The following is a 23028-nucleotide window of genomic DNA, read 5'->3' as shown; positions in this document are numbered from 1 at the left end:
CTTCGATTCTAGCCCGATTATCCCGAGCCGTTCAGTGGCTACACTGCAGTCAGCGCAGAAAGAAACCCAAGCCGAGGCCAAGCCGATGTTCGAGGGATTTCGCGAATTCGATATCGAGGTGGAAGACAACGTCGCCATTCATGGCGTGATCGGCGGCGAAGGCCCGCCGCTATTGCTGCTCCACGGTCACCCGCAAACCCATGTCATCTGGCATCTTCTCGCCCTCAGGCTCGCCGAACACTACACCGTGATCGCGACCGATCTGCGCGGCTATGGTGATTCTGGTAAGCCAGCGGGTGAAGAACATCATTCCACCTACAGCAAGCGTCGGATGGCGCTGGATCAGATCGCGGTCATGCAGGCGTTGGGGTTCGAGCAATTCTTTCTCTGCGGCCACGATCGTGGCGGTCGGGTCGCGCATCGGCTGGCGCTGGATCACGCCGATCGGGTAATCAAACTAATGGTGCTGGATATCGCGCCGACGTTGGCGATGTACGAGGCCACCGATCTGACTTTCGCCACTGCCTACTGGCACTGGTTCTTTCTGATTCAGCCCGCGCCGCTGCCGGAATCCTGGATCGAGGCGGCGCCCGGCGATTACGTCACCCGGATCATGGGCGGCCGTCATGCCGGCCTGGCGCCGTTCGATCCGAGAGCGATCGCCGAGTACCAGCGTTGCCTGGCGCTTCCCGGTGCGGCCCATGGCCTGTGTGAAGACTATCGCGCCTCCCGCACCATCGACCTGGAACACGATCGCGCCGATCGCGATGCCGGCCGACATCTGACGGTCCCACTGGACGTGCGGTGGGGTGAATTCGGCACCATCGAACGCTGCTTCGACGCGCTCGCCGAGTGGCGGGCAGTCTCCAGTGAGAGCGTCGAGGGCGGTGCCCTGCCCTGCGGCCACTATCTTCCCGAGGAAGCGCCGGATGCGGTCTTCCAACAGCTCATCGACTTCATGAGGTAACTTGACCATGGCTCAACAGAAAGCCCAGAAAAAGGCCCACAAGATTGCCGTCATCGCCGGCGACGGCATCGGTATCGAGGTGGTTCCGGAAGGTCTGCGCGCGCTGGAGGCGGCCGCCAGGCGCTTCGATATCGAGCTGGAGTTCGAGCATTTCGAGTTCGGCAGCTGCGACTACTATCTCGAACACGGCAAGATGCTGCCGGATGACTGGTTCGAGATCCTCTCGCGCTTCGATGCCATCTTCTACGGCGCGGTGGGCTGGCCGGACAAGGTGCCGGACCACATCTCGCTGTGGGGTTCGCTGCTGCAGTTCCGGCGCCACTTCGATCAGTACATCAACCTGCGGCCCTGTCGCCTGATGCCGGGCATCAAGAGCCCGCTGGCAGACCGTGAGCCGGGCGACATCGATTTCTACGTGGTCCGCGAAAATACCGAAGGGGAATACTCGAGCATCGGCGGCAAGATCTTCGAGGGCACCGAGCGGGAAACGGTGATGCAGGAGACCGTGATGACCCGAACCGGCGTCGATCGGGTGCTGAAATACGCCTTCGAGCTGGCCCAGAGCCGGCCGCGCCGGAAGTTGACCTCCGCGACCAAGTCCAACGGCATCTCGATCACCATGCCGTACTGGGATGAACGGGTAAAAGCGATGGCCAAGAACTACCCGGACGTCAGCGTCGACCAGTTCCATATCGATATCCTGACCGCCAACTTCGTGCTGCATCCGGACTGGTTCGACGTCGTCGTCGCCAGCAATCTGTTCGGCGACATTCTCTCCGACCTGGGCCCCGCCTGTACCGGCACCATTGGCGTGGCGCCCTCGGCCAACATCAACCCGGAAGGCAAGTTCCCCAGCCTGTTCGAACCGGTCCACGGCAGCGCCCCGGACATTGCCGGCAAGGGTATCGCCAATCCCATCGGCCAGATCTGGTGCGGCGCGATGATGCTTGAGCATCTTGGCTTCAAGGAAGCCGGTGACGCGATGGTCAGCGCGATCGAGGAAGTGCTGGCAAGCGATGACAAGTCCGCGCTGACGCCGGATCTGAAGGGAAAAGGCACGACCCGGAGTCTGGGCGAGCAGATTGCCAGAGCGATCGGTTGACGGAACGGCGGCGGCGATCTGGATCGCCGCCGCCTGCTATCTCACGCCTGTCTCGGGTGACCAGGCCTACAATGTCTGGGCGCGGGAATCATGCTTTCGCTATCAGAGATCAGGCTCTCGATAGAGGCTCAGGCTCTCGATACAGGCTCAGGAATCGGCATACTCGGTCGCCAACGCGCGAGGCGGAACCGCGTCCTTGACGGATTCCTCGAACTGCGAGGAGAGCGATCGGATAATGTCGCGGTAGAACGATTTCAGCTCCGGCTTGAGCGCCTCTTCTGCTCGATGCTGATCGATATAATAGGCTGCCCGAACTCCATTGAACTGCTGAATATTCCCGACACGCAGAAACGTCAGCCCGAACCGCCCGAGCAACCGTGCCAGCCGCGGCTCCATGAGCGCCAACGCGTGGCGGCGTTGTATCAATGCAATCATGACAGTCGAGGCCAAATAGACGGAAACGCCTAATAGCGAGGAGACCTTGTAATCATGGTCCGTGATCGGATAAATCAGTTCTTCACTTTCCGGCCCGGCATGCCGCTTCCGGTAGCGGCCTAGAATGGCAGCGCGTGATACTTCGCAGATCAATTCCCGAGGCAGCACATCGGGCGTGAGCTCCTGATGACAGAATTCATCACGGGAATTCGATTCGATAGGCAACTCACCCAGATCACGACCGGGGTAAACCACTCGGATACAGGCGACGGCCTCCTGTGACTTTCGATGACGAATGAAACAATGAAGTGAAGATCGATCGAACTCGTCATATTCCAGTTGCCGCACCGGTTCTCCCGGCATGGCGTGGCCGAACTCCAATGTATAGACCTGGTAGCGAAGGCGATAGACGGACTGCCTGTCAGCCTCGGTCGTTGCCAACACAAATTCGAACTGCTGATGAAACTGCTCGTACAGACTCATCCAATCGCCCCATGATTAAAACAGCACAATCAATTATTATGAAATTGTTTAAAAAGGTTGCGGCTTTCCCAACCAGTAACCTTGAATATAATTCACACCATACTCTTTCAAGATAACATAAACTGCTTCGCGGTCGACAAACTCGGCCACCGTCTGCTTGCCAAAGCCTTTCGCGATTTCGACGATAGCCCTCACGATCATCTGGCTGCGCCTGTTTTCTGGCAGATCCTGAATAAAGGAGCCATCAATCTTGATGTAATCCACCGGCAATTGATCGAGATAGTAAAAGCTGCTGAAACCAACGCCGAAATCGTCCAGAGCAATCGCACATCCCATATCCCGGATATCCTGAAGGATGCAGCGTGCCGTGGAAAAATCGGTAACCGCGGTCGTTTCCGTCACCTCGATGATGAGCCGTTGCGCGGCGACGTCATTCGCTTCAAGCGAGGCTTTCAAGAAATCCGTCAGCGTTTCATCATGCAATGACTGGCCTGACACATTAATCGCCAGTCGCCGATCCGTACTGCCCCAGGATTTCATCATTTTCAGACTTTCCGAAATAACCCAGCGGTCGATAGTAACGATTTGACCGCTTCGCTCGGCAACCGGTATGAATGAGCCTGGCGAAATGATCCCTTCCCCCTCGGAGGGCCGCATTCGTAGCAGAACTTCATGATGCGTCACTTCGAGCCCTTCAACGTTCGCAATAGGCTGACCCCACAGTTCAAAGCCATTGTGCTCCAGCGCATGTCGGATGCGCTCTTCCCAGTAGACCCGTTCCTGTAACGCCCCTTTATCGGTTTGTGATGACAATAGATGCCAACGCTGCACCGGGTCCTCTTTGGCGCGATACATGGCAAAATCAGCACTGGCCATCAGCTCCTTGGGAGTGGCGCCATGATCCGGATAAAGGGCTATCCCTATACTCGCAATGGCTCTATGTCGCTGTCCATCCACATTCAGGCTGATTTTCTCCAGACTCTGGGTAATGGTTTTAGCCAGAAGGACGGCTTGTTCGGGAGAGGCATTTTCCATCAGAATGGCAAATTCATCGCCACCCAATCTGGCGATCGTACCGGAATGGGTCAACTGCTTCTGAAACAGTTCGGAAATCATGACCAATAATTGATCCCCGGCCTGGTGACCACCCAACTCGTTGACCTCTTTGAAACGATCCAGATCCATGTAAAGCATGGCACCGTGCATATCAGAGACGACCGCATGAGTTAGTACTTCTTCAAAATATCTCCGATTATATAGTGCCGTCAGCGGATCCCGATTTGCCAGCCACGCCAGCCTCACTTCCGCGATTTTCCGATCAGTGATGTCCAGGCCAACCGATATCGTTGCCGTCTTGCCATGAGCCCAGGTACTCAGTGGCGTGTGATGCCAGGCAATCGTTCGACGTTCCCCATTCGGAGTCATCAGGTCGCTCTCCTGCTGACCGTCAGTGAACTCTCTTGCAAAGGGCAGGAAGTGGCCCGTAAAAGCACCACCCAACAGCTTCGACTCGGAGGCGTCGAGCAGTTCCATGGCGTAGTGATTCGTCATCAATATTTCGTCTTCACCACCATGCACGACGACAAGAACCTGAGCCGTATTCATCAGCCCACTAACCAGGTCTCTTTCCCGCTCGAGTTCGCCTACCTGCTTTCTCAGCATCTGCCCACGCGCGCTTACTTCATTCTCCAGACGTTCCAATTGATAGGAAAGCTCAATAGCGGTATCCGCCAACACATCGATTTCGTCTTGAGCCCGGCTCTCCGAGTGACGCGCTACCTGAGCCCTCAGCTCCTCGAACTCACCTCGAGCCAGTCCAGGCAAGTGCTGACTTAACAATCGAATCCGGACAATGGGTTTCCAGAGAATGAAAAGAAGGAAAACTTCCGAACACAACCAACCCAGCAAGGCCACCAAAAAAACCACCCTGGTCATTGATTGAATATCTTCCAGTTGTTGGGTCACGTCCTCAATCGACAGGAAATACCCCGAGCTACTGGCTTGATTCTCACGCCCCGTCTTCAACGGAATGATGCTTGCCTCGTATTGGCGCCCCTGGTATTCGACGTTCTCCGGATTGACAGCCAATTCATCAACCGAGACCTTTTGAGAAATTTTCTTGATCACAGGCAATACGACATTCTGGTGCGTCAATGCCAGAGAGTAGGAGTTCCAGGCATGTATTTCGCGTTCCGAGTCGTTGCGCTCCTCAGATCCTTTGCGCCGGGTGAGCAGCGCGATATCCCCTCCGGAACTCCGCTGAAAATAGCTCATCACATCCACTAGCGATCGAGATACCATCAGGATTCCGGCATTTTCCCCCTGCACCAGGATAGGAACCGCGGCAAATTGCAGACAGGAGGTTGCACACAGCAGGAGATCGTTCGGCTTTTCAGACTCGACGACTTGTAATAACCAACTGATAGGAGGTGTTCTATCGGCACCCTTCATTCTTTCGCCGTAAAAAGCCAAAGGTTTACCTTGCAGATCAAAAATAGCCAATTCGTTGATACCGGCGTCCAGCTGCAGCGTCGGCCACTGATTCTGAAGCGACTTTGCTATTTGATCCGGGTCCAGCGATGACAAAGCCAAGTTGAGCGACCCTGAGGCAGCGGCTACAGCCGCCAGTTCCTTCAACCCGTTGGAGGCACTCTGCAAGGAAGTTTCTATTTGATGACGCTGATCCCGCTGACTAGCCTGCTGATCATTCTGAAACTGATCCATCAGACTCTTGTAGCTGATCCAGGTAATCAGCACAGCCAAGCCCAGCAGCACCAAACTGGTCAAGGCAAATGCGCGCCATTTCAGGCTGAGACGGTAAGGACGAGGGCTGGATTTTTTCATCAGAAGCTAAATGAGGTCTGTAACAGCAGCATGTTCCAATACTGGTCTGTATCTTTAGCTTCATTATCCTGTCTCGGTAACCAGGCGGTGCCATTGACATTGTGGAGCTCGGCCTGGAATCTCCAGTTTGGCGTTGCCTTCCATTGCACACCCACCGTCATATCCTTGGCAAATCGTGAATAATCCTCCCCTTGGCCGGCAGCCGCGTAGCGTCTTCCGTTTGGATCACTTCTATCGGTGACGGTATAGTCATACCTCAGCAGTCCTTGCCAGCGACTGGAGAACCGATATTGATACTGGACATATAGGCTCTCTCCATTTGCCTTTCCGTTATAGGGGGATACCTGGAAATCTTTCAGCTCTCTTTTTTGATATTCATATTCCGTCGTCAAGGTCCAGTTTTCGGCATTATATTGGAGAGACAATATGATTGGCTGAAAGACAAATTCCCCTTTCACCTGATGATTCTGTCTGGACTGGTAGTCGGATCTCACCTGGGCCATGCTCAGCGCTGCGTTGATTCGACCGCCATCGTGAGAATAGAGAATCTGCCCGATGGTAGAAAGCTTACCCTCTAGTGACGGATTACTGGGGGAAAGTGAAATCTCGGCATCGCTATTGATCTGAGGTATTCCCACGCCACCCTGTAAATAGATGGTGCCGTTGGAAAGTCGTTCCTCGTCATAGAGACTTAGCCCATCGGACGCGAGCCCTAGAGAACGGCTTCTATCGAAATAAATGGACTGAGGAAGCAGGATGCCGGGCCGGGTGGATGGTGCATCACGCGTCTGGTTATAAAATCCGAACGGGTTCTTGAATCGCCCCAGCTGTACTCCAAGCACCCTTCTTTCATCCGCGATCAGCTGGTAATCGACGACACCGTAATCGAGCTTGGGCTGCCAGCCGTCACTGTAGTTTCCCGCCTTTCGGCTGAGTATCTGTCCCGCGACCAGCAAATGATTGTAAGGGCGGAGCGACGCATTCAAACCCAGCTCGGTATACTCGAGGCTACCATTATCGTCACTGCTAGAGCCGAAAAAATTATTGTCGTCGGTCACGATGAGTGCCTGGCTCAAGAACCCATGAATCTGAAAGGTATCCGACCTTTCAATGGGGTAGGCATTAGCAGCCCATAGTAGCGGCACCACGGCATGAGTCGCGATCAGTAAAGGTTTCAGTCTATTCAATGTCGAGCACCCGGACCTGATCATTCAAGCTAGATTGTTTGATATACCCGATACTGCCTGGTGTGGACGCCACGGATTCAAGCATCTCCGCCTCGTTCTCCACCTCATTGGGTGCCTGGCCCGTCCCGGAAAATACCGCGCGATCCCAGGCTAATCGTAGTTGATGCGGATAAACTCCGAGAATCTTCTTGGAAAATTCTTCATGAACCGGATGGTCATCTGGCAGGACAAAGACGTGCACCGCCTGTCCGTGCGGCAGCGTCCTCTGACGCATCGCGAAGATGGCTCTGAGCGTTTCCAGGGGTAGAGACGACTGCTGCACAGTGCGATTGGCAATGACGATGACCGCCAGCTCGTCTCCGCGACTGCCGAACGAAAAAAGCGCGAGCAGCAGCAGCCCCCCGGTCAGCATCCGCCGCATGCGTCATGACTCCCCGACCCGCGTGCTTTTGTCATTGCCATTGTCAAAGACAAACCCCGATCCGAAATCGATTCAACCCAGAAAACACCGAACGACGACGCTTCAATTCATCGCGCAAGGTGGCAGATCAGGACGCCGACCGGGTCAGGAATGGAGGCAGCAACGGCTATTATCTCGCTGCGCAAGCTGCAAGCGTTAACCTCCAGTAACACATCTTTTCCCGACCGCTACTTTTCCATTTACTACCCTGCCTGGGTCCCGCAATCCAGAGCTCACCCGATATCTTTAGGCCGCTGATTTCACAGCATACTCATGTCTTTGCAGTTCGCCCACCAGTCATATTAGTCATTGATGCCTTTTGGCGACAGTCGAGGAGGCAGCGTGTCGCGAAACGGGTCAGTCACGCGCTCTCCGAAGCCGACTCATATCCATTTGCCGGACTTCCGTGATACCGAGAAGGGCCATGTCCCGCGTGATCTCGTCCTGCATCAAGCGAATCGCGTGGCTGACGCCGGCCTCGCCAGCGTAGGCGGCCGCGTAATTGAAGGGGCGGCCGAAGAAGACGAAGCGAGCGCCCAGCGCGAGGGCCTTCAGTACATCGGTGCCGCGTCGGAAGCCGCTATCGATCATGACGGGGAAATCGCCGACCGCATCGATCACCTCCGGAAGCATTCGTAATGGAGCAACCGTACCGTCCAGCTGCCTGCCACCATGGTTGGAGACGATGATCGCATCAGCACCTTGCGCCTTGGCCCGTCTGGCATCCTCTGGATGCAAAATGCCTTTGACGATCAGGTTACCCGGCCAGCGTTCCCGCACCAGCGCGAGATAATCCCAGTCGAGGTGCGTACGGCCGGAGAAGTCGCGATTGACGTGACGAGAGATGACCGGGATACCCCGAGTCGCGTGATTATTCTCGAAATGCGGAATGCCATGGTGGCGAAGCGTTCTGTAGAACGTGCCATAGAGCCAGCGCGGCTTGACCAGGCCATCCAGCGCCAGGCGAAGACTGGGACGAATCGGCGATGAAAATCCGCTGCGCCGATTGTTGTCGGGGTTGGGGGGAACGGGATAGTCGACGGTGATGACGAGGTTGCGGAAGCCGGCTCGCTCGACACGGGTGATCAACGCTTCGATGCCCGGCCTGTCTCCCGGCAGATAGGCCTGGAACCAGTCAGTGCCCTCGGTTCCGGCCACCTCTTCCATCGGGATCAGCGACGAGCCGCTCATGATCATTGCCACATTGGCCCGAGCCGCTGCTTGCGCCAGCGCCAGATCCCCCCGATAGGCGGACAGTGCACTGATGCCCATGGGGGCGATACCGAACGGGGCAGCATAGCGTTTGCCCAGCAGTTCTGTTTCAAGCGAAATGCGGGAGACATCGGTCAGCGCCCGCGGCAGGAAACTGTAGTCGTCGAAGGCCGCACGGTTGGCAGCCAGGCTTTTGCCATCTTCCGCTGCGTTGGCGACGTATCCGTAAATCGGCCGCGGAAGATGGCGCTTACCGGCGCGCTCGAGATCCAGGAAATTACGTATGCGAGACAAGCGGCGTTGTTGGCGCGTCACGGGTGATCCTTATCGCAGGAGAGAGACATCGAGGATACGAAAGCGATGATTACCCTGCGACTCCTGGCATCGCGAAACCGCGCTGCGTCAACGCGGCCAGCAATTTGTCGCGCTGGCTGTCATCGAGCGATACCAGCGGCGGCCGCAAGCGGTCCCAGATGGAATCACCGCTGAAATGCGCGGTGGCGGCCTTGAGCGCCGGGATCATCGGCACGCTTTCGAAGATATCGCGAATCTCATTGAGTGCCTGCTGCCGCGCATCGGCGTCTTCATCCTGCCAACTGGCGCCCAACGCCGAGATCGCGCGGGGATTGACGTTGGCCGTGGCACTGATGCAACCGGCGCCGCCGGCTCGCAACGTCGGCAGCAGGAAGCGTTCGCTACCGGCATAGACCTTGAATCCTTGTGATCCGAAGGCATCGATGACGGCCTGAGTATTGGCCCAGTCGCCGGAGCTGTCCTTGATTCCCGCCACGACCTCCGGATAGCGCTTCAGCAAGCGCTCGATAAGACCCAGGCCGATGGGCACCTGGGCGACTGGCGGAATGTGATAGAGGTAGAGCCGCAGCCGCTCGTCGCCGACCCGCTCGATCACCTCGCAGTAGAACCGGAACAGCCCCTCCTCCGAGACGCCCTTGTAATAGAACGGCGGCAGCATCAGCACGCCACCGACGCCCTGCGCCACGGCATGACTTGTCAGCGCCACGCTGTCGGGTATCGAGCAGCAGCCGGTCCCCGGCATCAAACGGCTCGTGTCGAGCCCCGCCGCGACCAGGTGATCGAGCAGCTCGCGGCGCTCCGGCACCGACAGCGAGTTGGCCTCGGAGTTGGTGCCGAAGATTGCCAGACCGACATCGTTGGCCATCAGCCAGCGGCAATGATCCACGAAGCGCGCGGCATCCGGGGAGAGATCATCGCGAAACGGCGTGATGACCGGTGACAATACGGTACCGCAGGGCGCATTCGGCGACATGGGCGCAGACCTCAAGTTGGGCAAATGAAATAGACATGTGGCAGGTAGTCAGAACGGCGGGCCAAGGCCCGCCGTTGTCACTATCGATCGCCGCAGGTTGGCGGCCGACTCAGGTTATTGCTCGATTCAGGTTATCGATCGATTCAGGTTATCGATTGATTCAAGACCACGGCTCGGCGGCATAGCGCGCCAGCGCTTCCTCGTCGAAATTGAACCCCAGCCCCGGCGTCTGCGGCAGCTGCAGGCGTCCGTCGCTGAAGGTCAGCTGCGTATCGATTAGTCTACGGAAGTTAAGCACTTGATCGTCGGCAAAGAATTCGACGAAAGGCGCATTCGGCGTCGAGCCGACCAGATGCACGTGAAGATCATGAAACCAGTGCGGACAGATTTCCACGCCGTAACTCGCCGCCGTGGCCGCGATACGCCGGAATTCGGTGATCCCGCCACAGACCGCCGCATCAGTCTGCAGGATCATCGCCGCCTCCTTGTCCAGCAGCTCCTTGAAGCGCCAGCGACCGGCTTCAATCTCGCCCGTCGCCACCGGGATCGGCGTGCGCTCGGCCAGACGGCGATGGTTGTCGATGTCGTCGGGACTGAACGGCTCCTCGATCCAATAGGGCGAATAGGGCTCGGCCATCCGCGCGAAGGCCAGGGCCGAAGGCAGATCGTGCCAGGCGTTGTTGGCGTCCATCATCAACAGCACGTCAGGGCCAATTGCCTCACGAACGGCCGCCAGGCGCGCCTCTTCGCCGGCCAGATCTTCGCGCCCCACTTTCATTTTGACCGCCTTGAAGCCCTTGTCGACATAGCCGGTCATTTCCTCCGCCAGCTTGGCCGGCGTCTTGCCGTCGAGGTAATAGCCGCCGCTTGCGTAAGCCGCCACGCTCTCTTCGTCGCTGGCGCCGAGGAACTTGTAAAGCGGCAGGTTGGCAGCGCGAGCATTGCGGTCCCACAGCGCCACGTCGAGGATGCTTAGCGCCCGCATCACCGAGCCGGTGCGCCCATGGAGCAAGCTTTCCTGATACATCTCCTGCCACAGGCCTTCGACGCGATGGGTGTCCTGCCCCATCAGAACCGGCTTGAGCAGATCGCGTACCGCCTGCGTCACCAGATGGCCGGCGTTGTTGCCGCCATAGCAGAAGCCGATACCGCTGACGCCGTCGTCGCCGGTCACCTTGACCAGCGCGTAGTCGCGCTTGAATACCTGTCGATTGGAAAAGCTGGTCGGGTTGTCCAGCGCGACATTGACCGTACGCGCCTGTACATCGGTAATTCGAGTCATCGGTCATCTCTCCGGGTGATTGGCATGCCGAGGCATCAGTCGTGTTTCAGGCGACGCTTGAACGGCACGCGCAGCCAGCGAAAGAACGGTGTCGCCTGCAAGATCGACAGCAGCGCGAGGATCAGCAGAACGGTGGCAATTGGGCTCTCCAGAAACACGCCGAAGCTGTCATTGCCGATCAGCATCGACTGCTGGAAGCTGGTTTCCATCACCGGCCCCAGGATCAGACCGATCACCATCGGCGCCGGCGAGACGCCCGCCTTGCTCATCCAATAACCGAACAGACCGAAACCCAGCATCAGTCCGACATCGAACAGGCTGTTGTTGATGGCAAACGCGCCGACGATGCAGAGCGTAAGAATCGCGCAGGCAATGAAGCCGTCGGGAATCTTGGTGACCGACACGCTCATCTTGGTGAACGCCAGCCCCACCACCAGTAGCGCGATATTGGCGAGAATCACTGCCCAGATCAGGGTATAGGTGACATCGCCGTAATCGGTGAGCAGGTTGGGACCCGGCAGAATGCCCTGCACCATCAACGCCCCCAGCAGAATCGCAGTGGAAGAGCTCCCCGGGATTCCGAGTGCGATAGTGGGAATCAATGCGCCACCGACCACGGCATTGTTGGCGGCCTCCGGCGCGGCGACCCCGGCGATCTCTCCCTTGCCGAACCGGCTCTTGTCCTTGGCGAAGCGCTTGGCCTCGTTATAGGCAAACCAGCTGGCCGTATCGCCACCGGTACCTGGAATCAGCCCCACGATGATGCCAATGCCGCTGGAGCGCAGGATATTGGGCATCAGCTGCTTGATGGTGCTCCACCGCGGCATCAAGCGATCGGTGATGCGGCTCGCCACCTTGCCACCCTGGTGCGAATTCTCGATCAGGGTCAGCGCCTGGGGCACCGAGAACAAGCCGATCAGCGCCACCGTAAAATCGATCCCGCCGAACAGATTGATCTGATCGAACGTCATCCGTGGCGTGCCCGTCGTCAGATCCATCCCGACGGTACTGAGCAGCAGCCCCAACCCGCCGGAGAGCAGACCGCTGATGACCGAGCCCTGGGCCAGCGAGCCGATGATCGTGATGCCCAGCACGGCGATCGCGAACAGCTCGACCGGGCCGAACTCGAGCACCAGCGTGCCGAGGAGCGGCGCCGCCGTCAGCAGCGCGATGCCACTCAGCAACCCGCCGAAGAAGGAGGCGAACAGCGACACCCCCAGCGCTTCGCCGGCACGGCCCTGCTGCGAGAGCGGAAAGCCGTCGAGAACGGTGGCAGCCGCCGACGGTGTACCGGGCGTGCGCAATAGAATCGCGGCGATGGAACCGCCATAGGACGCCCCCACATAAAGCGAAGCCAGCATGCTCAGCCCGGTCGCCGGGTCGAAGCTGAATGTCAGCGGCAGCAGCAAGGCCAACGCCATCGTTGCCGACAGCCCCGGCATCGCCCCGACGAACAATCCCAGCAGCGTTCCGCCAAGGATGCAGGCTATGTTGTTGAAGCTGAGCACGTTAGTCAGCCCGATCATCACCAAAGAGGAATCCATGCGCGTCTACTCTCCTGCGCTCGATTTGAGCAAGGTGGGCCGCCGGTTGTGACGAGTGCTTACAAGCTGTCTTTGATAAGCGCTTATAAAAAGCTTGGCAGCAGTGGAATCGGCAAGCCCAGGAACTGCACGAACACCAGACAGATCATCGCGATCAGCACCGCGCCCGCGATCAACGCGAAGGTCCACTTCACCGTGCGCAGAATCGCCAGCGCCAAGGCCATGAACAGCGCCGTGGCCAGCACGTAGCCGAGTGTCGTCATCACCGCGACGTACCCTACCGCCAGCAGAAAAATGGCAGCGACTGCCGTCCAGCGCTTGGGCGCCGGCGGCACTTCGTTCGCTTCGTCCGTCGCTACGGATTGATACGCCTTGGTGCCTTCTGTCTCGCGAAAAGCCGAGGCACGGCGCTGCAGACGCAGCTCGCTGGCGACCATCGCCAACGACAGAAGCGCCACGGCCACCGAATAGATCATCGGCATCTGGGCGGCGGCTCGAGGATATTGGCTGGCATCGAAGAAGAAGACGCCGGCCACGACGATGCCGAACAGACCCAGCAGCAAACGACTGACATTCATGACGCCCTCCTCCTCGATGGTTCGTCAGCCGCTCAGCGGCCGACCTCGTCCTTGACCGATTCCCAAATGTCGCGGTAGTCGCTCTCCATCTTGTCGATCATGGCGCGGTAGTCATCGCCGGTAACGACGTCGAGATTCATGGCCCGTTTTTCCGCCTGGGCCTGGAAATCGGGATCCTTGGCCAGGGTCTGGAACGCTTCGATCAACTGCTGACGAGCCTCGTCGGGGATACCCGCCGGTGCGCTGTAACCGCGCGAGGAACCGGCCACCACGTCGACGCCCTTCTCTTTCATGGTGGGCACGTCCGGCAGGCTGGTCAGCCGCTTCTCGGCAAACACCGCCAATGCCCTGAGATTGCCGGACTCGATCTGGCCGTAGACGTTGCCCACGTTGTTGAAGCTGGCATCGATTTTGCCGCCCATGGCCGCCGTCGCGGAGGGGCCGTCACCCTGGAACGGAACCTTCTTGAACGACAGACCCTTGGCCTGCTCGAGCAAAATGGTGGTGAAAAAATCGTCTCCCCCCACGCCGGAATTGCCAATGGTAACCGTGCCCGGGTTCTTCTCGGCGTCCTCGAGCAGGTCCTCGATGGTCTGATAAGGACTGTCGGCATTGACCACGACGATGCCCGGGTCGGTGACCACATTGGCGATCGGGGTCAACTCGTCGGTCTTGTAAGTAATGGCGTCGTTCATGATGTAGTTGGTCATCAGCATCGGCGTATTGGTAATGCTGATGGTGCCGCCATCCTTGGGCGACTGCTTGGCCAGTCGTGTCCAGGCAATGGCGCCGGTTGCGCCGGGCATGTATTCGTTGACGAAATCGACGCCGAGGATCTCGCTCAGGCGCGGCTGCACCAGTTGCGCCAGGGCGTCACTGCCGCCCCCCGGTTTGAATCCCTGCAGTACGGTGACTTCATCGCCTCCCACGTAATCGGCGGCTTGCGCCAGGGGAGACAGGCTGATGGCCACGGCGGTGATCGTCAGCCAGTGGCGAAGGGCTTTGGCGTGCATGATCGATTCCTCTCTGACGGAGTCTGGTTATCGTTATCGTGCTTATTCGTTGTCGTACCTGTCCTTGTCGTGCCGGTTCTTGTCGTGCCGGTTCTTGCCGCGACTAGAAGAACGTATTAATTTATCGATTAGATTGTCAATAATATTGACGCCAATAGAGACTAAAGCACTAACGTCCTACAAACCGGTGTTGAAAGCTGAAAAATTGGCGTTATACGGGGAGATTGGCGCAGCAAAATCGATTCCGAACGTTTCGCTCGTGATTCGGGTGGAGTCATGTCGAAGCGCCACTTGCCTCACTCCAGTCGGCTGCAGACAATGGCCGACCGATCGACGGGAACTTCATCATGATGGGAAACGCTCATGCCAACGCGAGACATCGCTAAATCGACCATCCCCGCTAGCGGTCGGCGGCTCGCCGACGAGCGTGCACAGGCGACCGCCGAATCGGTCAGCGTCGCCGATATCGTCTCGGCCATCGAAGAGGATATCGTGCTGAATCGAGTGCACCCGAAGGAGAGACTGGTCGAGGAGGACCTGATGCAGCGCTTCGCCGGCAAGCGCCATGTGGTGCGCCAGGCGCTGTTTCAGCTCGAGAACGCCGGTCTTGTAGAACGGATCAAGAATCGTGGCGCCTTCGTCAAATCCTATACCCCGGAAGAGGTGGAGGGGATCTATGTCATGCGTGAGCTGCTGGAAGAGGCCGCCGCGGATCGCATCCCGATGCCGGCCCCGCCCGCGTTGATCGATGCGCTGACCGCCATCCAGTCCCAGCACAGTACGGCCGTGGAGAGCGGCGACCTGCGCGCGGTGTTCCATCACAACATCGCCTTCCATCGCACGCTGTTTGCAGCCTGCGGCAACGACTACCTTGCGGATACGGTCAATGAGTTCGCGCAGAAGGCCCACGCCATTCGTTTCATCGGTACCACCGATCGCCAGGCCATCCTGCTGGCTCGCGATGAGCACCTCGCCATGATCGACGCGCTCAAGCAGCAGGATCGCGCCGAGCTACACCGCCTCTGTTACCAGCATCTTCAGCCCTCGAAAGAGCGTTATCTGCATCTCTACCGGCTCCGGGAAGGCGGCTGATACGAATAATCGGCCTCGAGGCCCGCCGTCACTTCGGTACTCGACGCTGGATGTTCGGCGGGCGCAGGAAGGTAAAATCGCAGCCTTGATCCGCCTGAGTTATCTGCTCGAGAAACAGCTTGCGATACCCTCGCTCGGCGGTCAGGGCAATCGGCCGCCAGCCTTCCCGGCGCCGGGCGAGTTCCGCGTCATCGACCAGCAGCTCCAGTCGTCTTTCGCTCACGCTCAGACGAATCCTGTCACCGTTCTCGACCAGCGCCAACGGCCCGCCCAGGGCGGCTTCGGGCGTCACGTGCAGCACGATCGACCCCGCCGCCGTGCCGCTCATGCGGCCGTCTGAGATTCGCAGCATGTCGCGCACGCCTTGCCGGGCCAGCTTGCGCGGGATCGGCAGATAACCCGCTTCGGGCATCCCCGGTGCCCCAACGGGCCCGATCCGCTTGAGCACGAGAACGTCCTCCGCCGTCACGTCCAGCTCCGGGTCGTCGATTCGCGCCGCCATGTCCTCGGCGTCTTCGAACACCACCGCTCGCCCTTCGTGCTCCATCAGTCTGGCATCGGCGGCCGACTGCTTGATGATCGCGCCATCGGGCGCCAGGTTGCCGCGCACGAAGGCGATCCCGCCGGCCGGATAGAGCGGCGAGTCGAAGCGATGCACCACCTGCTGTTCGAAAGCCGGCACGGCATCGATCTCTTCCCCCAGCGGGCGCCCGGTCACGGTCATGGCATCCAGGTGCAGCAGCGGTTTCAGTTCGCGCAGCACGGTCGGCAGCCCGCCGGCACGATGCAGATCCTCCATGTAGTGCTGACCCGACGGCTTGAGATCGACCAGCACCGGCGTCTCGCGGCTCATCCGATCGAAAGCCGCTAGGTCGATATCGATACCCATACGCCCCGCGATAGCCGTCAGATGAATGATGCCGTTGGTCGAGCCGCCGATCGCCAGCAGCACCCGCAGCGCATTCTCGAACGCCTTCTCGGTCAGAATCTTGTCCGGCGTCACACGGGCTCGCGCGTTGATCACGGCCTGTCGACCGGTCGCCTCTGCGACGCGCATGCGATCCGCGGTCACCGCCGGCGGCGAGGCGCTGCCCGGCAATGCGATGCCCAGCGCTTCGCTGATACACGCCATGGTGCTTGCCGTCCCCATAACCGAGCAGGTGCCGACACTGCCGACCAGTTTGGCGTTGACCTCCTCGATCTCCTGATCGTCGATCTCCTGGCCGCGATACATGCCCCAGTAGCGGCGACAGTCGGTACACGCGCCCACGCGGACGCCACGGTGGCCGCTGGTGAGCATGGCGCCGGTCACCAGCTCGAGCATGGGGAGATTGGCCGAAGCGGCGCCCATCAACTGGGCGGGCACCGTCTTGTCGCAGCCACCGATCAGCACCACCGAGTCCATCGGCTGGGCGCGGATCATCTCCTCGGTATCCATCGACATCAGGTTGCGCAGGTACATGCTGGTGGGCGTGGAAAAGCTCTCCGCGATCGAGATGGTCGGAAATTCGATCGGCAGCCCCCCCTCCAGCATCACCCCGCGTTTCACTGCCTCGATCAGTTGCGGCATGTTTCCATGACAGGGGTTATACCCGCTCCCGGTGTTGGCGATGCCGACGATAGTACGGTTGAGCGCATCGTCGCTGTAACCCGCCCCCTTGATGAACGCCTTGCGCAAGAAGAGCGAGAAACCGGCGTCGCCGTAGTTCACCAGGCCCTGATTGAGCCCGGTCTGTCGCTCGTCAGCCGGCTTGTCGTGCTGATTGCCGTGTTGCTCGTTGTTAGGCTCGTCTGCCATGGTATCCTCGTCGTCAATATTATTGATAATATTATTGACGTAAGTAAACACAATTGGAGAGCCATGGACATCCGACTTAAGCCGTACTGCCCTTGCGACAGGATAGTGATGAAGGATTTAGCAGCCGCTGTTCATATCACCTAACCTTATCTGTGGTAGCGGCCCTGACCCGTTGCCGACACCAGCCAGGACCGCGATACAAGGATGAAGAAGATGACGCTTTTTGAAGACCTGCGTGAAAGTCACGACAAGCAGCGCCGCCTGCTGGACCTTCTGGTCAAGACCCACGGCGACAGCGAAGGCCGTGACGAGCTGTTCAAGCGTGTGCGCGCCGAACTCGAAAATCACGCCGTCGCGGAAGAGCGTGCGCTGTACATTCCGATGATGGAGCACGACATGACGCAGGAGAAGGCGCGTCACAGCGTTGCCGAGCATCACGAGATCGACGAGCTGATCGAGACGCTGGAAGAGACCGAGTACGACTCTCCCGGCTGGCTGGCCAGTGCCAAGAAGCTTCAAGATCTGGTCAATCATCACCTCGATGAAGAAGAGCAGGAAGTCTTCCAGCTGGCAGGACGCGCCCTGAGCGACTCGGAAAAAGTCTCCCTGGCCAAGACCTATCGGCAGGAGATGGAAGCTCGGGAAGCCAGTTGATGAACTTACCGCCCCTCTCGGGGCGGTCGTTATTGCTCACGACGAAAGGAATCGACGATGTCCCATGACAAGGTCATTTTGATCACGGGCGCTTCGAGCGGCATTGGCGCGGCAACCGCAAAGCTCGCGGTCGAGGCGGGCTACCGCGTTGCCCTGGCCGCTCGCAACACGGACAAGCTCGACGCCCTGGTGGCTTCACTCGGCGAAGAACGCGCGCTGGCGCTCAGTTGCGACGTGACCTCCGCCGAGGATCAGCACCGGGTCGTGGCGCAGACTCTCTCCCGTTTCGGGCGTCTCGACGGGCTTTTTGCCAACGCCGGCATGGGCGGAACGCCCGGCGGTTTCAGCGGCGCCGATGCCGAGGTTTGGAAATCGATGATCCTGACTAACGTCTACGGCGTCGGTCTTTCTATCCAGGCCGCGCTGCCGGCGCTGCGCGAGAGCCACGGCCACGTACTGCTGACAGGCTCGGCCGCCGGGCGCACCACCATCGCGGGCTCGATGTACAGCGCCACCAAATGGGCGGTCACCGGTATCGGCCACAATCTCAGAGAAGAGCTGCGCGGCTCGGGGATTCGCGTCACGCTGATCGAACCCGGCATGGTAGACACGCCGTTTTTCGATTCGCCGCCCGAACAGGCGCTCGAAGAGCAGGATATTGCCAACGCCGTGATCTACGCCTTGAGCCAACCGGAACGGGTCGATGTCAACGAGATCCTGATTAGGCCGACGCCACCGCGTGACGATGCATGACGACACGTACGCCTGAGAAGTTGCCGAATGGGTAGCGAATGCAACTTTTTCTCATCGCGGAAGTCTCAGCAACAGCCGTAAAAGGAAAGATATTCATGCTGTTGCCGACCCAACTCCCGCGTTATCCCCGTCTGACCTGGCTCGCGCCGTTCACGTTATTGGCCGGCTGCACGGGCGTTCCCGAGGGAACGCAGCCCGTCGACGACTTCCAGATCGATCAGTATCTGGGCCAATGGTACGAGATTGCCCGTCTCGACCACGGTTTCGAGGAAGGGCTCGAGTGCGTCACGGCGGAGTACAGCCGCCGTGACGACGGCGACATTCGCGTGATCAACCGTGGTTACGACCCGGTCGAACAGCGCTGGGAAAGCGCCGAAGGGCGCGCCAGCTTCGCCGGAGACCCCAATGTCGGCCATCTCAAGGTGAGCTTCTTCGGTCCTTTCTACGCCGGCTACAGCGTGCTGTCGCTGGATGACAGTTATCGGCATGCGCTCGTCGCGGGGCCGGATCGAGACTACCTGTGGATACTGTCACGTGATCCGACGTTGGACGAACCCACGTATGCGGCTCTGATCTCCCAGGCCCGCGAACTCGAGTTCCCGGTCGATGAACTGGTTCAGGTCTCCCAGGATCCGGACGATTGCCAGCGATCCGGTAATCTTGGAGAGGTGTCCGGCCGAACCTGAAGTCGATAGCCGCAAAGAATGTCTCTGCGGCCCGGCCCCGATGCTCATGCTTTGGTCGACGTTCAAGGCTCCTATCTCGCACTCCCTGACAGGCGTTCTATAGTGCAAACAGCACCCTGAGCCTGGAGCCGCCCAATGACTCTCGATCGTCGACAGCTACTGCGCAACTCTGCCTTGATCGGCGCCTCCGTCGCCTTTTCGCCCAGCCTGCTGGCCCAGACGGCAACCGAGCCTCCCGCTCGCTATCCGGACGAGGCGTGGCAGGTGCTGGATGATCGCTTCAAACCCTACTATGTCTTCAATACGCCGCTCGAGCGCCACTGGTCGGAGGGGCTGTGGCTGGAAGGACCTGCCTGGAACGCCGTCGGGCGATACGCCGTGTTCAGCGATATTCCCCGCGCTCGGCAGATGCGCTGGGACGAGATGACCGGTCAGGTCAGCGTGCTGCGCGAAGGCATCGGACACTCCAACGGCAACGCCTTCGACCATCATGGCCGTCTGGTCGCCTGCGAGCATTCACCGGCGCGGGTCGTACGCTACGAGTGGGATGGCACCACCACTGTTCTCGCCAGTCGCTTTCAGGGCAAACCATTGAATGCCCCCAACGACCTGGTGATCCTGCCCAACGACGGCGTGATCTTCACCGATCCCGGCTACGGCGCCCATGTCGATTATGAAGGCGAGAAGCGCCCGCTGGAGGTCAAGCCGGCGATCTACTACGTCGACGACACGCTGGAAGCGCCGAAGCTGCTGTCCGACGAACTAGGCAAGCCCAACGGCATCGCACTGTCCGGCGACAAGCGTCGGCTCTACGTCAGCGATACCGCGCCTTCCCATTTTCCGGATCGGCCGGCCACGGTGTCACGCTGGGCGCTCTCCCAGGACGGCCAGTCACTCAGCAACCGCGAAACCGTGGTGTCGAGCCAGGACAGCGAAACCTACGACGGCATCACCCTGGATCAGGACGACAACCTATGGGCGGCGACATCCGGCGGCGAGGGTCATGACGGCGTCTCGATCTTTGCGCCGAACGGGGACCGCATCGGCCGCATCCTGCTGCCGGAGGTGTGCGCCAACCTGTGTTTCGTCGGCGAGCATCGCAACCGGCTGCTGATGACCGCCAGTCGTTCGATCTACACCCTCTATACCGGAACTCGCGGGCTTGCTTGAAGCCTGACGGACACCTGAGCGTGTCGTGCATGACGCTGGCAAGCCAGCAAGACGCGCGGGCCTGTCGGATCAAACACCGCAAGACGCCTTTCCGTAGCGGGAGACAAGAACGAAGACTTCACAGCCCACAATGTCGAGAGCCGGGCTTTCATCACCTGGGTTTCACCACCTGGGTTTCAAGATCGGACCGCTTTTTTTCAGCGTATCGACGAGGCAGCTTGCCGGAGACTGCTAACGGGGTAAGCTGGCTGCTCCTTGATAGCAGCCGAAAACTGGCGAGAGTCTACCGTGTCGAACTCACCGTTCTCCTTGTCCTCGTTCGTCATTCGAGCGTTTCCGACGCTACGAGCGCACCATGCTGGATAAGTGGCTCACGGCGACACTGGACGACGCATCGGCCTCAAGCGATGATCCATCGAGCCACTCCCGCCCGGAGAATTCAGACGAGGGTCGTCTATCCGGCGGCCGTTATCGGATCCACGGCGAGGGCATCCTCGAACTGACGCCGGACGTCGTTGCCGCAGACGCGCGTAGCGTGGTGATCTCCGCCGGTATCCATGGCAACGAGACCGCCCCCATCGAGCTGGTCGGCGAGCTGCTCGCGGCGCTCGAGATCGGACGCCTCAAGCTGGGCGCGCCGCTGCTGATCATCCTCGGCAACATCCCTTCGATCCTCGCGCAGAGCCGTTTCGTCACCACCAACCTCAACCGTCTGTTCCGGCAGGATTGTGATCAAACGGGCGATCAGACAGGCGATGAGCCGGAACGAGCGCGCGAGCTGATGCGGGCGGTCGACGATTTCTTTGCGAGATATCCCGATCACCGGCTGCATCTCGACATGCACACCGCCATTCGTGACAGCCGTTATCCGCGCTTTGCCGTCGTTCCCTTTACCGAAACGGTGCCCCGTGTCGAGAAACCGGCTGAGACGCGGTCAGAGATACAGCCTTCGTCGAGTTGGCAATCGCTGGCGGCCGCGGGTATGCAGGCCGTATTGTTCCAGCATCAACACAGCTGGACCTTCTCCCACTATTCGCGCCATTACCATGCGGCCGAAGCCTATACTCTCGAGCTGGGCAAGGTGCGGCCTTTCGGTGACAACGATCTCGACGCCTTGAACGGCATGCGAACGTGGCTCGCCGCCCTCGCCGAAGGGCGTCCGTCCGCAGAGGAGAAGCTGGACGATCTTCGCTTCTTCCGGGTCACTCACGAACTGATGCGCACGAGCGACACCTTCCGCCTCGCCTTTGCCGACGACGTCGCCAACTTTACCGAGTTTGCCGTCGGCGAAACGCTCGCCGACGATCAAGAAAGCGGGCCCTTCATCGTGCAGGACGCACCGCTCTCGGTGGTCTTCCCCAATGCAAACGTCGAGCTGAATGCGCGGGCGGCACTGCTGGTCCGCCCATGCCCGCCGCCAGACCCGCACTAGCGATTCACGACATTTCCAACAACGACAACACGCTCAGGAGTTTCTCAACATGAACAATAAGTTACCGTCTGATTACCGCGCATCCGTCCCACCACGCCGCCGCTCGAATCCGGCGTTGTCTGGAACCTAACGGCGAAACTGCTAGAATCGCCGGATTTTTCGCCGGGGAGTCGGCGTCGCCAGCATCATCGAAAGATGGCACCCTCGACAGCAAGACGGGCCATCAGACGCCGCGCCGCTTCCCGCCAGCCAACCCACTCGGTGGACAACATCATGGCCGCGACCCCCATCCCCCTGGAAGCACAGGGCATCAAGAAGCGCTTCGGCGACGTCGAGGTACTCAAGGGGATCTCTCTCCAGGCTCACAAGGGCGACGTCATCACGATGATCGGCGCGTCCGGCTCCGGGAAGAGCACCTTTCTTCGCTGCATGAATCTGCTGGAGCAGCCCGACGAAGGTGAATTGATCGTCCACAACGAAAAGATCAACTTTCGTACCACCAAGAAGGGCCGTGAACCGACAGACTGGAAGCAGGTAGAACGAATCCGCGCCAAGCTCTCGATGGTATTCCAGAACTTCAATCTCTGGTCGCACATGACGCTGCTCGAGAACGTCATCGAAGCGCCCGTCCACGTGCTCGGCAAGCCCAGGAAACAGGCGATCGAAGAGGCCCGTGCTCTGCTCGATCGCGTCGGCCTGCTCGATCGCGCCGACTACTTTCCGACCCAGATGTCCGGCGGCCAGCAGCAGCGTGGCGCGATCGCCCGGGCGCTGGCGATGGATCCGGAAGTGATGCTGTTCGACGAACCGACCTCCGCACTCGACCCGGAGCTGGTCGGCGATGTGCTCAAGGTCATGCGCGATCTCGCCGACGAGGGCCGCACCATGATTCTGGTCACCCACGAGATCGCCTTTGCCCGCGACGTTTCCAGTCAGGTGATCTACCTGCATCAGGGCGTGGTGGAAGAGACCGGCACGCCGGCCGATGTTCTCGACAACCCGCGCTCCGAGCGCCTGCGCCAATTCCTGGCGCCCAAGCACTGAGGCG

General features: G+C 59.6%; 20 protein-coding genes. 9 read left to right on the top strand and 11 right to left on the bottom strand.

The genetic code is table 11. The features are described from left to right. Positions 1–85: 85 nt before the first annotated feature. Together DOM58_RS08115 and DOM58_RS08110 are read left to right on the top strand one after the other, a co-directional pair. Positions 86–967, top strand: a complete 882-nt coding sequence (locus tag DOM58_RS08115; protein WP_110692906.1) for an alpha/beta fold hydrolase — start codon at positions 86–88, stop codon at positions 965–967. Between the two features lie 7 nt (positions 968–974). After that, complete coding sequence (locus tag DOM58_RS08110) at positions 975–2069, top strand: tartrate dehydrogenase (RefSeq protein WP_110692905.1); 1095 nt, start codon at positions 975–977, stop codon at positions 2067–2069. 147 nt (positions 2070–2216) lie between these two features. Here DOM58_RS08110 and DOM58_RS08105 read toward each other — a convergent pair whose 3' ends face one another. The 10 genes from DOM58_RS08105 to DOM58_RS08060 all read right to left on the bottom strand — a co-directional run bounded on the left by DOM58_RS08105 (position 2217) and on the right by DOM58_RS08060 (position 14395). Beyond that, positions 2217–2987, bottom strand: coding sequence for a PEP-CTERM/exosortase system-associated acyltransferase (locus DOM58_RS08105; RefSeq protein ID WP_110692445.1), 771 nt, complete (start codon positions 2985–2987; stop codon positions 2217–2219). A 48-nt stretch (positions 2988–3035) separates the two neighbouring features. Beyond that, entirely contained in the window at positions 3036–5831 is a 2796-nt protein-coding gene (locus DOM58_RS08100; protein ID WP_110692444.1) for a bifunctional diguanylate cyclase/phosphodiesterase, read from the bottom strand. After that, a complete protein-coding gene (locus tag DOM58_RS08095) occupies positions 5831–7018 on the bottom strand; it encodes a porin family protein (RefSeq protein ID WP_245392197.1) in 1188 nt (395 codons plus the stop codon). Before DOM58_RS08095 ends, DOM58_RS08100 begins: the two co-directional genes overlap by 1 nt. Beyond that, entirely contained in the window at positions 7011–7439 is a 429-nt protein-coding gene (locus tag DOM58_RS08090) for a type 2 periplasmic-binding domain-containing protein (RefSeq protein WP_245392196.1), read from the bottom strand. The genes DOM58_RS08095 and DOM58_RS08090 overlap by 8 nt, the downstream gene beginning before the upstream one ends. A 396-nt stretch (positions 7440–7835) precedes the next feature. Next, on the bottom strand, positions 7836–9005 hold the full coding sequence (locus tag DOM58_RS08085; RefSeq protein ID WP_110692443.1) for an alpha-hydroxy acid oxidase: 1170 nt from the start codon (positions 9003–9005) through the stop codon (positions 7836–7838). Between the two features lie 49 nt (positions 9006–9054). Beyond that, positions 9055–9978 (bottom strand): dihydrodipicolinate synthase family protein, encoded by a 924-nt coding sequence (locus DOM58_RS08080; protein ID WP_110692442.1) that lies wholly within the window; start codon positions 9976–9978, stop codon positions 9055–9057. 160 nt (positions 9979–10138) lie between these two features. Further along, positions 10139–11260, bottom strand: a complete 1122-nt coding sequence (locus DOM58_RS08075) for a mandelate racemase/muconate lactonizing enzyme family protein (RefSeq protein WP_075560999.1) — start codon at positions 11258–11260, stop codon at positions 10139–10141. A gap of 35 nt (positions 11261–11295) precedes the next feature. Further along, positions 11296–12804 carry a tripartite tricarboxylate transporter permease gene (locus tag DOM58_RS08070; protein WP_075560998.1) on the bottom strand — a complete coding sequence of 503 codons (1509 nt, stop codon included), beginning with the start codon at positions 12802–12804 and terminating at the stop codon, positions 11296–11298. Between the two features lie 83 nt (positions 12805–12887). Next, the gene (locus DOM58_RS08065) at positions 12888–13382 is read right to left on the bottom strand and encodes a tripartite tricarboxylate transporter TctB family protein (RefSeq protein WP_110692441.1); all 495 of its coding nucleotides are present in this window, start codon (positions 13380–13382) and stop codon (positions 12888–12890) included. A gap of 32 nt (positions 13383–13414) precedes the next feature. Continuing rightward, a complete protein-coding gene (locus DOM58_RS08060) occupies positions 13415–14395 on the bottom strand; it encodes a tripartite tricarboxylate transporter substrate binding protein (RefSeq protein WP_083627647.1) in 981 nt (326 codons plus the stop codon). A gap of 363 nt (positions 14396–14758) precedes the next feature. Here DOM58_RS08060 and DOM58_RS08055 point away from each other — a divergent pair, with 363 nt between their 5' ends. Next, positions 14759–15487 (top strand): GntR family transcriptional regulator, encoded by a 729-nt coding sequence (locus DOM58_RS08055; RefSeq protein ID WP_110692440.1) that lies wholly within the window; start codon positions 14759–14761, stop codon positions 15485–15487. 28 nt (positions 15488–15515) lie between these two features. Here DOM58_RS08055 and DOM58_RS08050 read toward each other — a convergent pair whose 3' ends face one another. Continuing rightward, positions 15516–17285 carry an IlvD/Edd family dehydratase gene (locus DOM58_RS08050; protein ID WP_110692439.1) on the bottom strand — a complete coding sequence of 590 codons (1770 nt, stop codon included), beginning with the start codon at positions 17283–17285 and terminating at the stop codon, positions 15516–15518. 213 nt (positions 17286–17498) lie between these two features. On the opposite strand from DOM58_RS08050, the gene DOM58_RS08045 reads away from it, so the two are divergent. The 6 genes from DOM58_RS08045 (at position 17499) to DOM58_RS08020 (ending at position 23024) form a co-directional block, all read left to right on the top strand. Further along, positions 17499–17939 (top strand): hemerythrin domain-containing protein, encoded by a 441-nt coding sequence (locus DOM58_RS08045; RefSeq protein WP_110692438.1) that lies wholly within the window; start codon positions 17499–17501, stop codon positions 17937–17939. Between the two features lie 57 nt (positions 17940–17996). Then, entirely contained in the window at positions 17997–18692 is a 696-nt protein-coding gene (locus tag DOM58_RS08040; protein WP_110692437.1) for an SDR family oxidoreductase, read from the top strand. A gap of 95 nt (positions 18693–18787) precedes the next feature. Then, complete coding sequence (locus tag DOM58_RS08035) at positions 18788–19378, top strand: lipocalin family protein (RefSeq protein ID WP_110692436.1); 591 nt, start codon at positions 18788–18790, stop codon at positions 19376–19378. 135 nt (positions 19379–19513) lie between these two features. Then, entirely contained in the window at positions 19514–20548 is a 1035-nt protein-coding gene (locus DOM58_RS08030; RefSeq protein ID WP_075560992.1) for an SMP-30/gluconolactonase/LRE family protein, read from the top strand. A gap of 355 nt (positions 20549–20903) precedes the next feature. After that, positions 20904–21980 (top strand): succinylglutamate desuccinylase, encoded by a 1077-nt coding sequence (locus DOM58_RS08025; RefSeq protein WP_110692435.1) that lies wholly within the window; start codon positions 20904–20906, stop codon positions 21978–21980. 273 nt (positions 21981–22253) lie between these two features. Then, positions 22254–23024 (top strand): ABC transporter ATP-binding protein, encoded by a 771-nt coding sequence (locus tag DOM58_RS08020; RefSeq protein WP_075560990.1) that lies wholly within the window; start codon positions 22254–22256, stop codon positions 23022–23024. The last annotated feature ends 4 nt before the right edge of the window (positions 23025–23028 follow it).

Origin of the sequence: Salinicola halophyticus, assembly GCF_003206695.1 — a bacterium.
In the GTDB taxonomy this organism is placed as follows: Bacteria; Pseudomonadota; Gammaproteobacteria; order Pseudomonadales; family Halomonadaceae; genus Salinicola; species Salinicola halophyticus.
Note: the sequence above shows the minus strand (reverse complement) of the source record. Positions and strands in the feature narration are given on the sequence as shown.

What these genes read in the sequence shown, in the direction of transcription:
- DOM58_RS08115 (WP_110692906.1), top strand. Translation starts at nt 86, where the DNA reads ATGTTCGAGGGATTTCGCGAATTCGATATCGAGGTGGAAGACAACGTC.
- DOM58_RS08035 (WP_110692436.1), top strand. Translation starts at nt 18,788, where the DNA reads ATGCTGTTGCCGACCCAACTCCCGCGTTATCCCCGTCTGACCTGGCTC.
- DOM58_RS08070 (WP_075560998.1), bottom strand. Translation starts at nt 12,804, where the DNA reads ATGGATTCCTCTTTGGTGATGATCGGGCTGACTAACGTGCTCAGCTTC.
- DOM58_RS08075 (WP_075560999.1), bottom strand. Translation starts at nt 11,260, where the DNA reads ATGACTCGAATTACCGATGTACAGGCGCGTACGGTCAATGTCGCGCTG.
- DOM58_RS08030 (WP_075560992.1), top strand. Translation starts at nt 19,514, where the DNA reads ATGACTCTCGATCGTCGACAGCTACTGCGCAACTCTGCCTTGATCGGC.
- DOM58_RS08090 (WP_245392196.1), bottom strand. Translation starts at nt 7,439, where the DNA reads ATGCGGCGGATGCTGACCGGGGGGCTGCTGCTGCTCGCGCTTTTTTCG.
- DOM58_RS08050 (WP_110692439.1), bottom strand. Translation starts at nt 17,285, where the DNA reads ATGGCAGACGAGCCTAACAACGAGCAACACGGCAATCAGCACGACAAG.
- DOM58_RS08060 (WP_083627647.1), bottom strand. Translation starts at nt 14,395, where the DNA reads ATGCACGCCAAAGCCCTTCGCCACTGGCTGACGATCACCGCCGTGGCC.
- DOM58_RS08105 (WP_110692445.1), bottom strand. Translation starts at nt 2,987, where the DNA reads ATGAGTCTGTACGAGCAGTTTCATCAGCAGTTCGAATTTGTGTTGGCA.
- DOM58_RS08045 (WP_110692438.1), top strand. Translation starts at nt 17,499, where the DNA reads ATGACGCTTTTTGAAGACCTGCGTGAAAGTCACGACAAGCAGCGCCGC.
- DOM58_RS08100 (WP_110692444.1), bottom strand. Translation starts at nt 5,831, where the DNA reads ATGAAAAAATCCAGCCCTCGTCCTTACCGTCTCAGCCTGAAATGGCGC.
- DOM58_RS08110 (WP_110692905.1), top strand. Translation starts at nt 975, where the DNA reads ATGGCTCAACAGAAAGCCCAGAAAAAGGCCCACAAGATTGCCGTCATC.
- DOM58_RS08020 (WP_075560990.1), top strand. Translation starts at nt 22,254, where the DNA reads ATGGCCGCGACCCCCATCCCCCTGGAAGCACAGGGCATCAAGAAGCGC.
- DOM58_RS08025 (WP_110692435.1), top strand. Translation starts at nt 20,904, where the DNA reads ATGCTGGATAAGTGGCTCACGGCGACACTGGACGACGCATCGGCCTCA.
- DOM58_RS08055 (WP_110692440.1), top strand. Translation starts at nt 14,759, where the DNA reads ATGCCAACGCGAGACATCGCTAAATCGACCATCCCCGCTAGCGGTCGG.
- DOM58_RS08065 (WP_110692441.1), bottom strand. Translation starts at nt 13,382, where the DNA reads ATGAATGTCAGTCGTTTGCTGCTGGGTCTGTTCGGCATCGTCGTGGCC.
- DOM58_RS08080 (WP_110692442.1), bottom strand. Translation starts at nt 9,978, where the DNA reads ATGTCGCCGAATGCGCCCTGCGGTACCGTATTGTCACCGGTCATCACG.
- DOM58_RS08040 (WP_110692437.1), top strand. Translation starts at nt 17,997, where the DNA reads ATGTCCCATGACAAGGTCATTTTGATCACGGGCGCTTCGAGCGGCATT.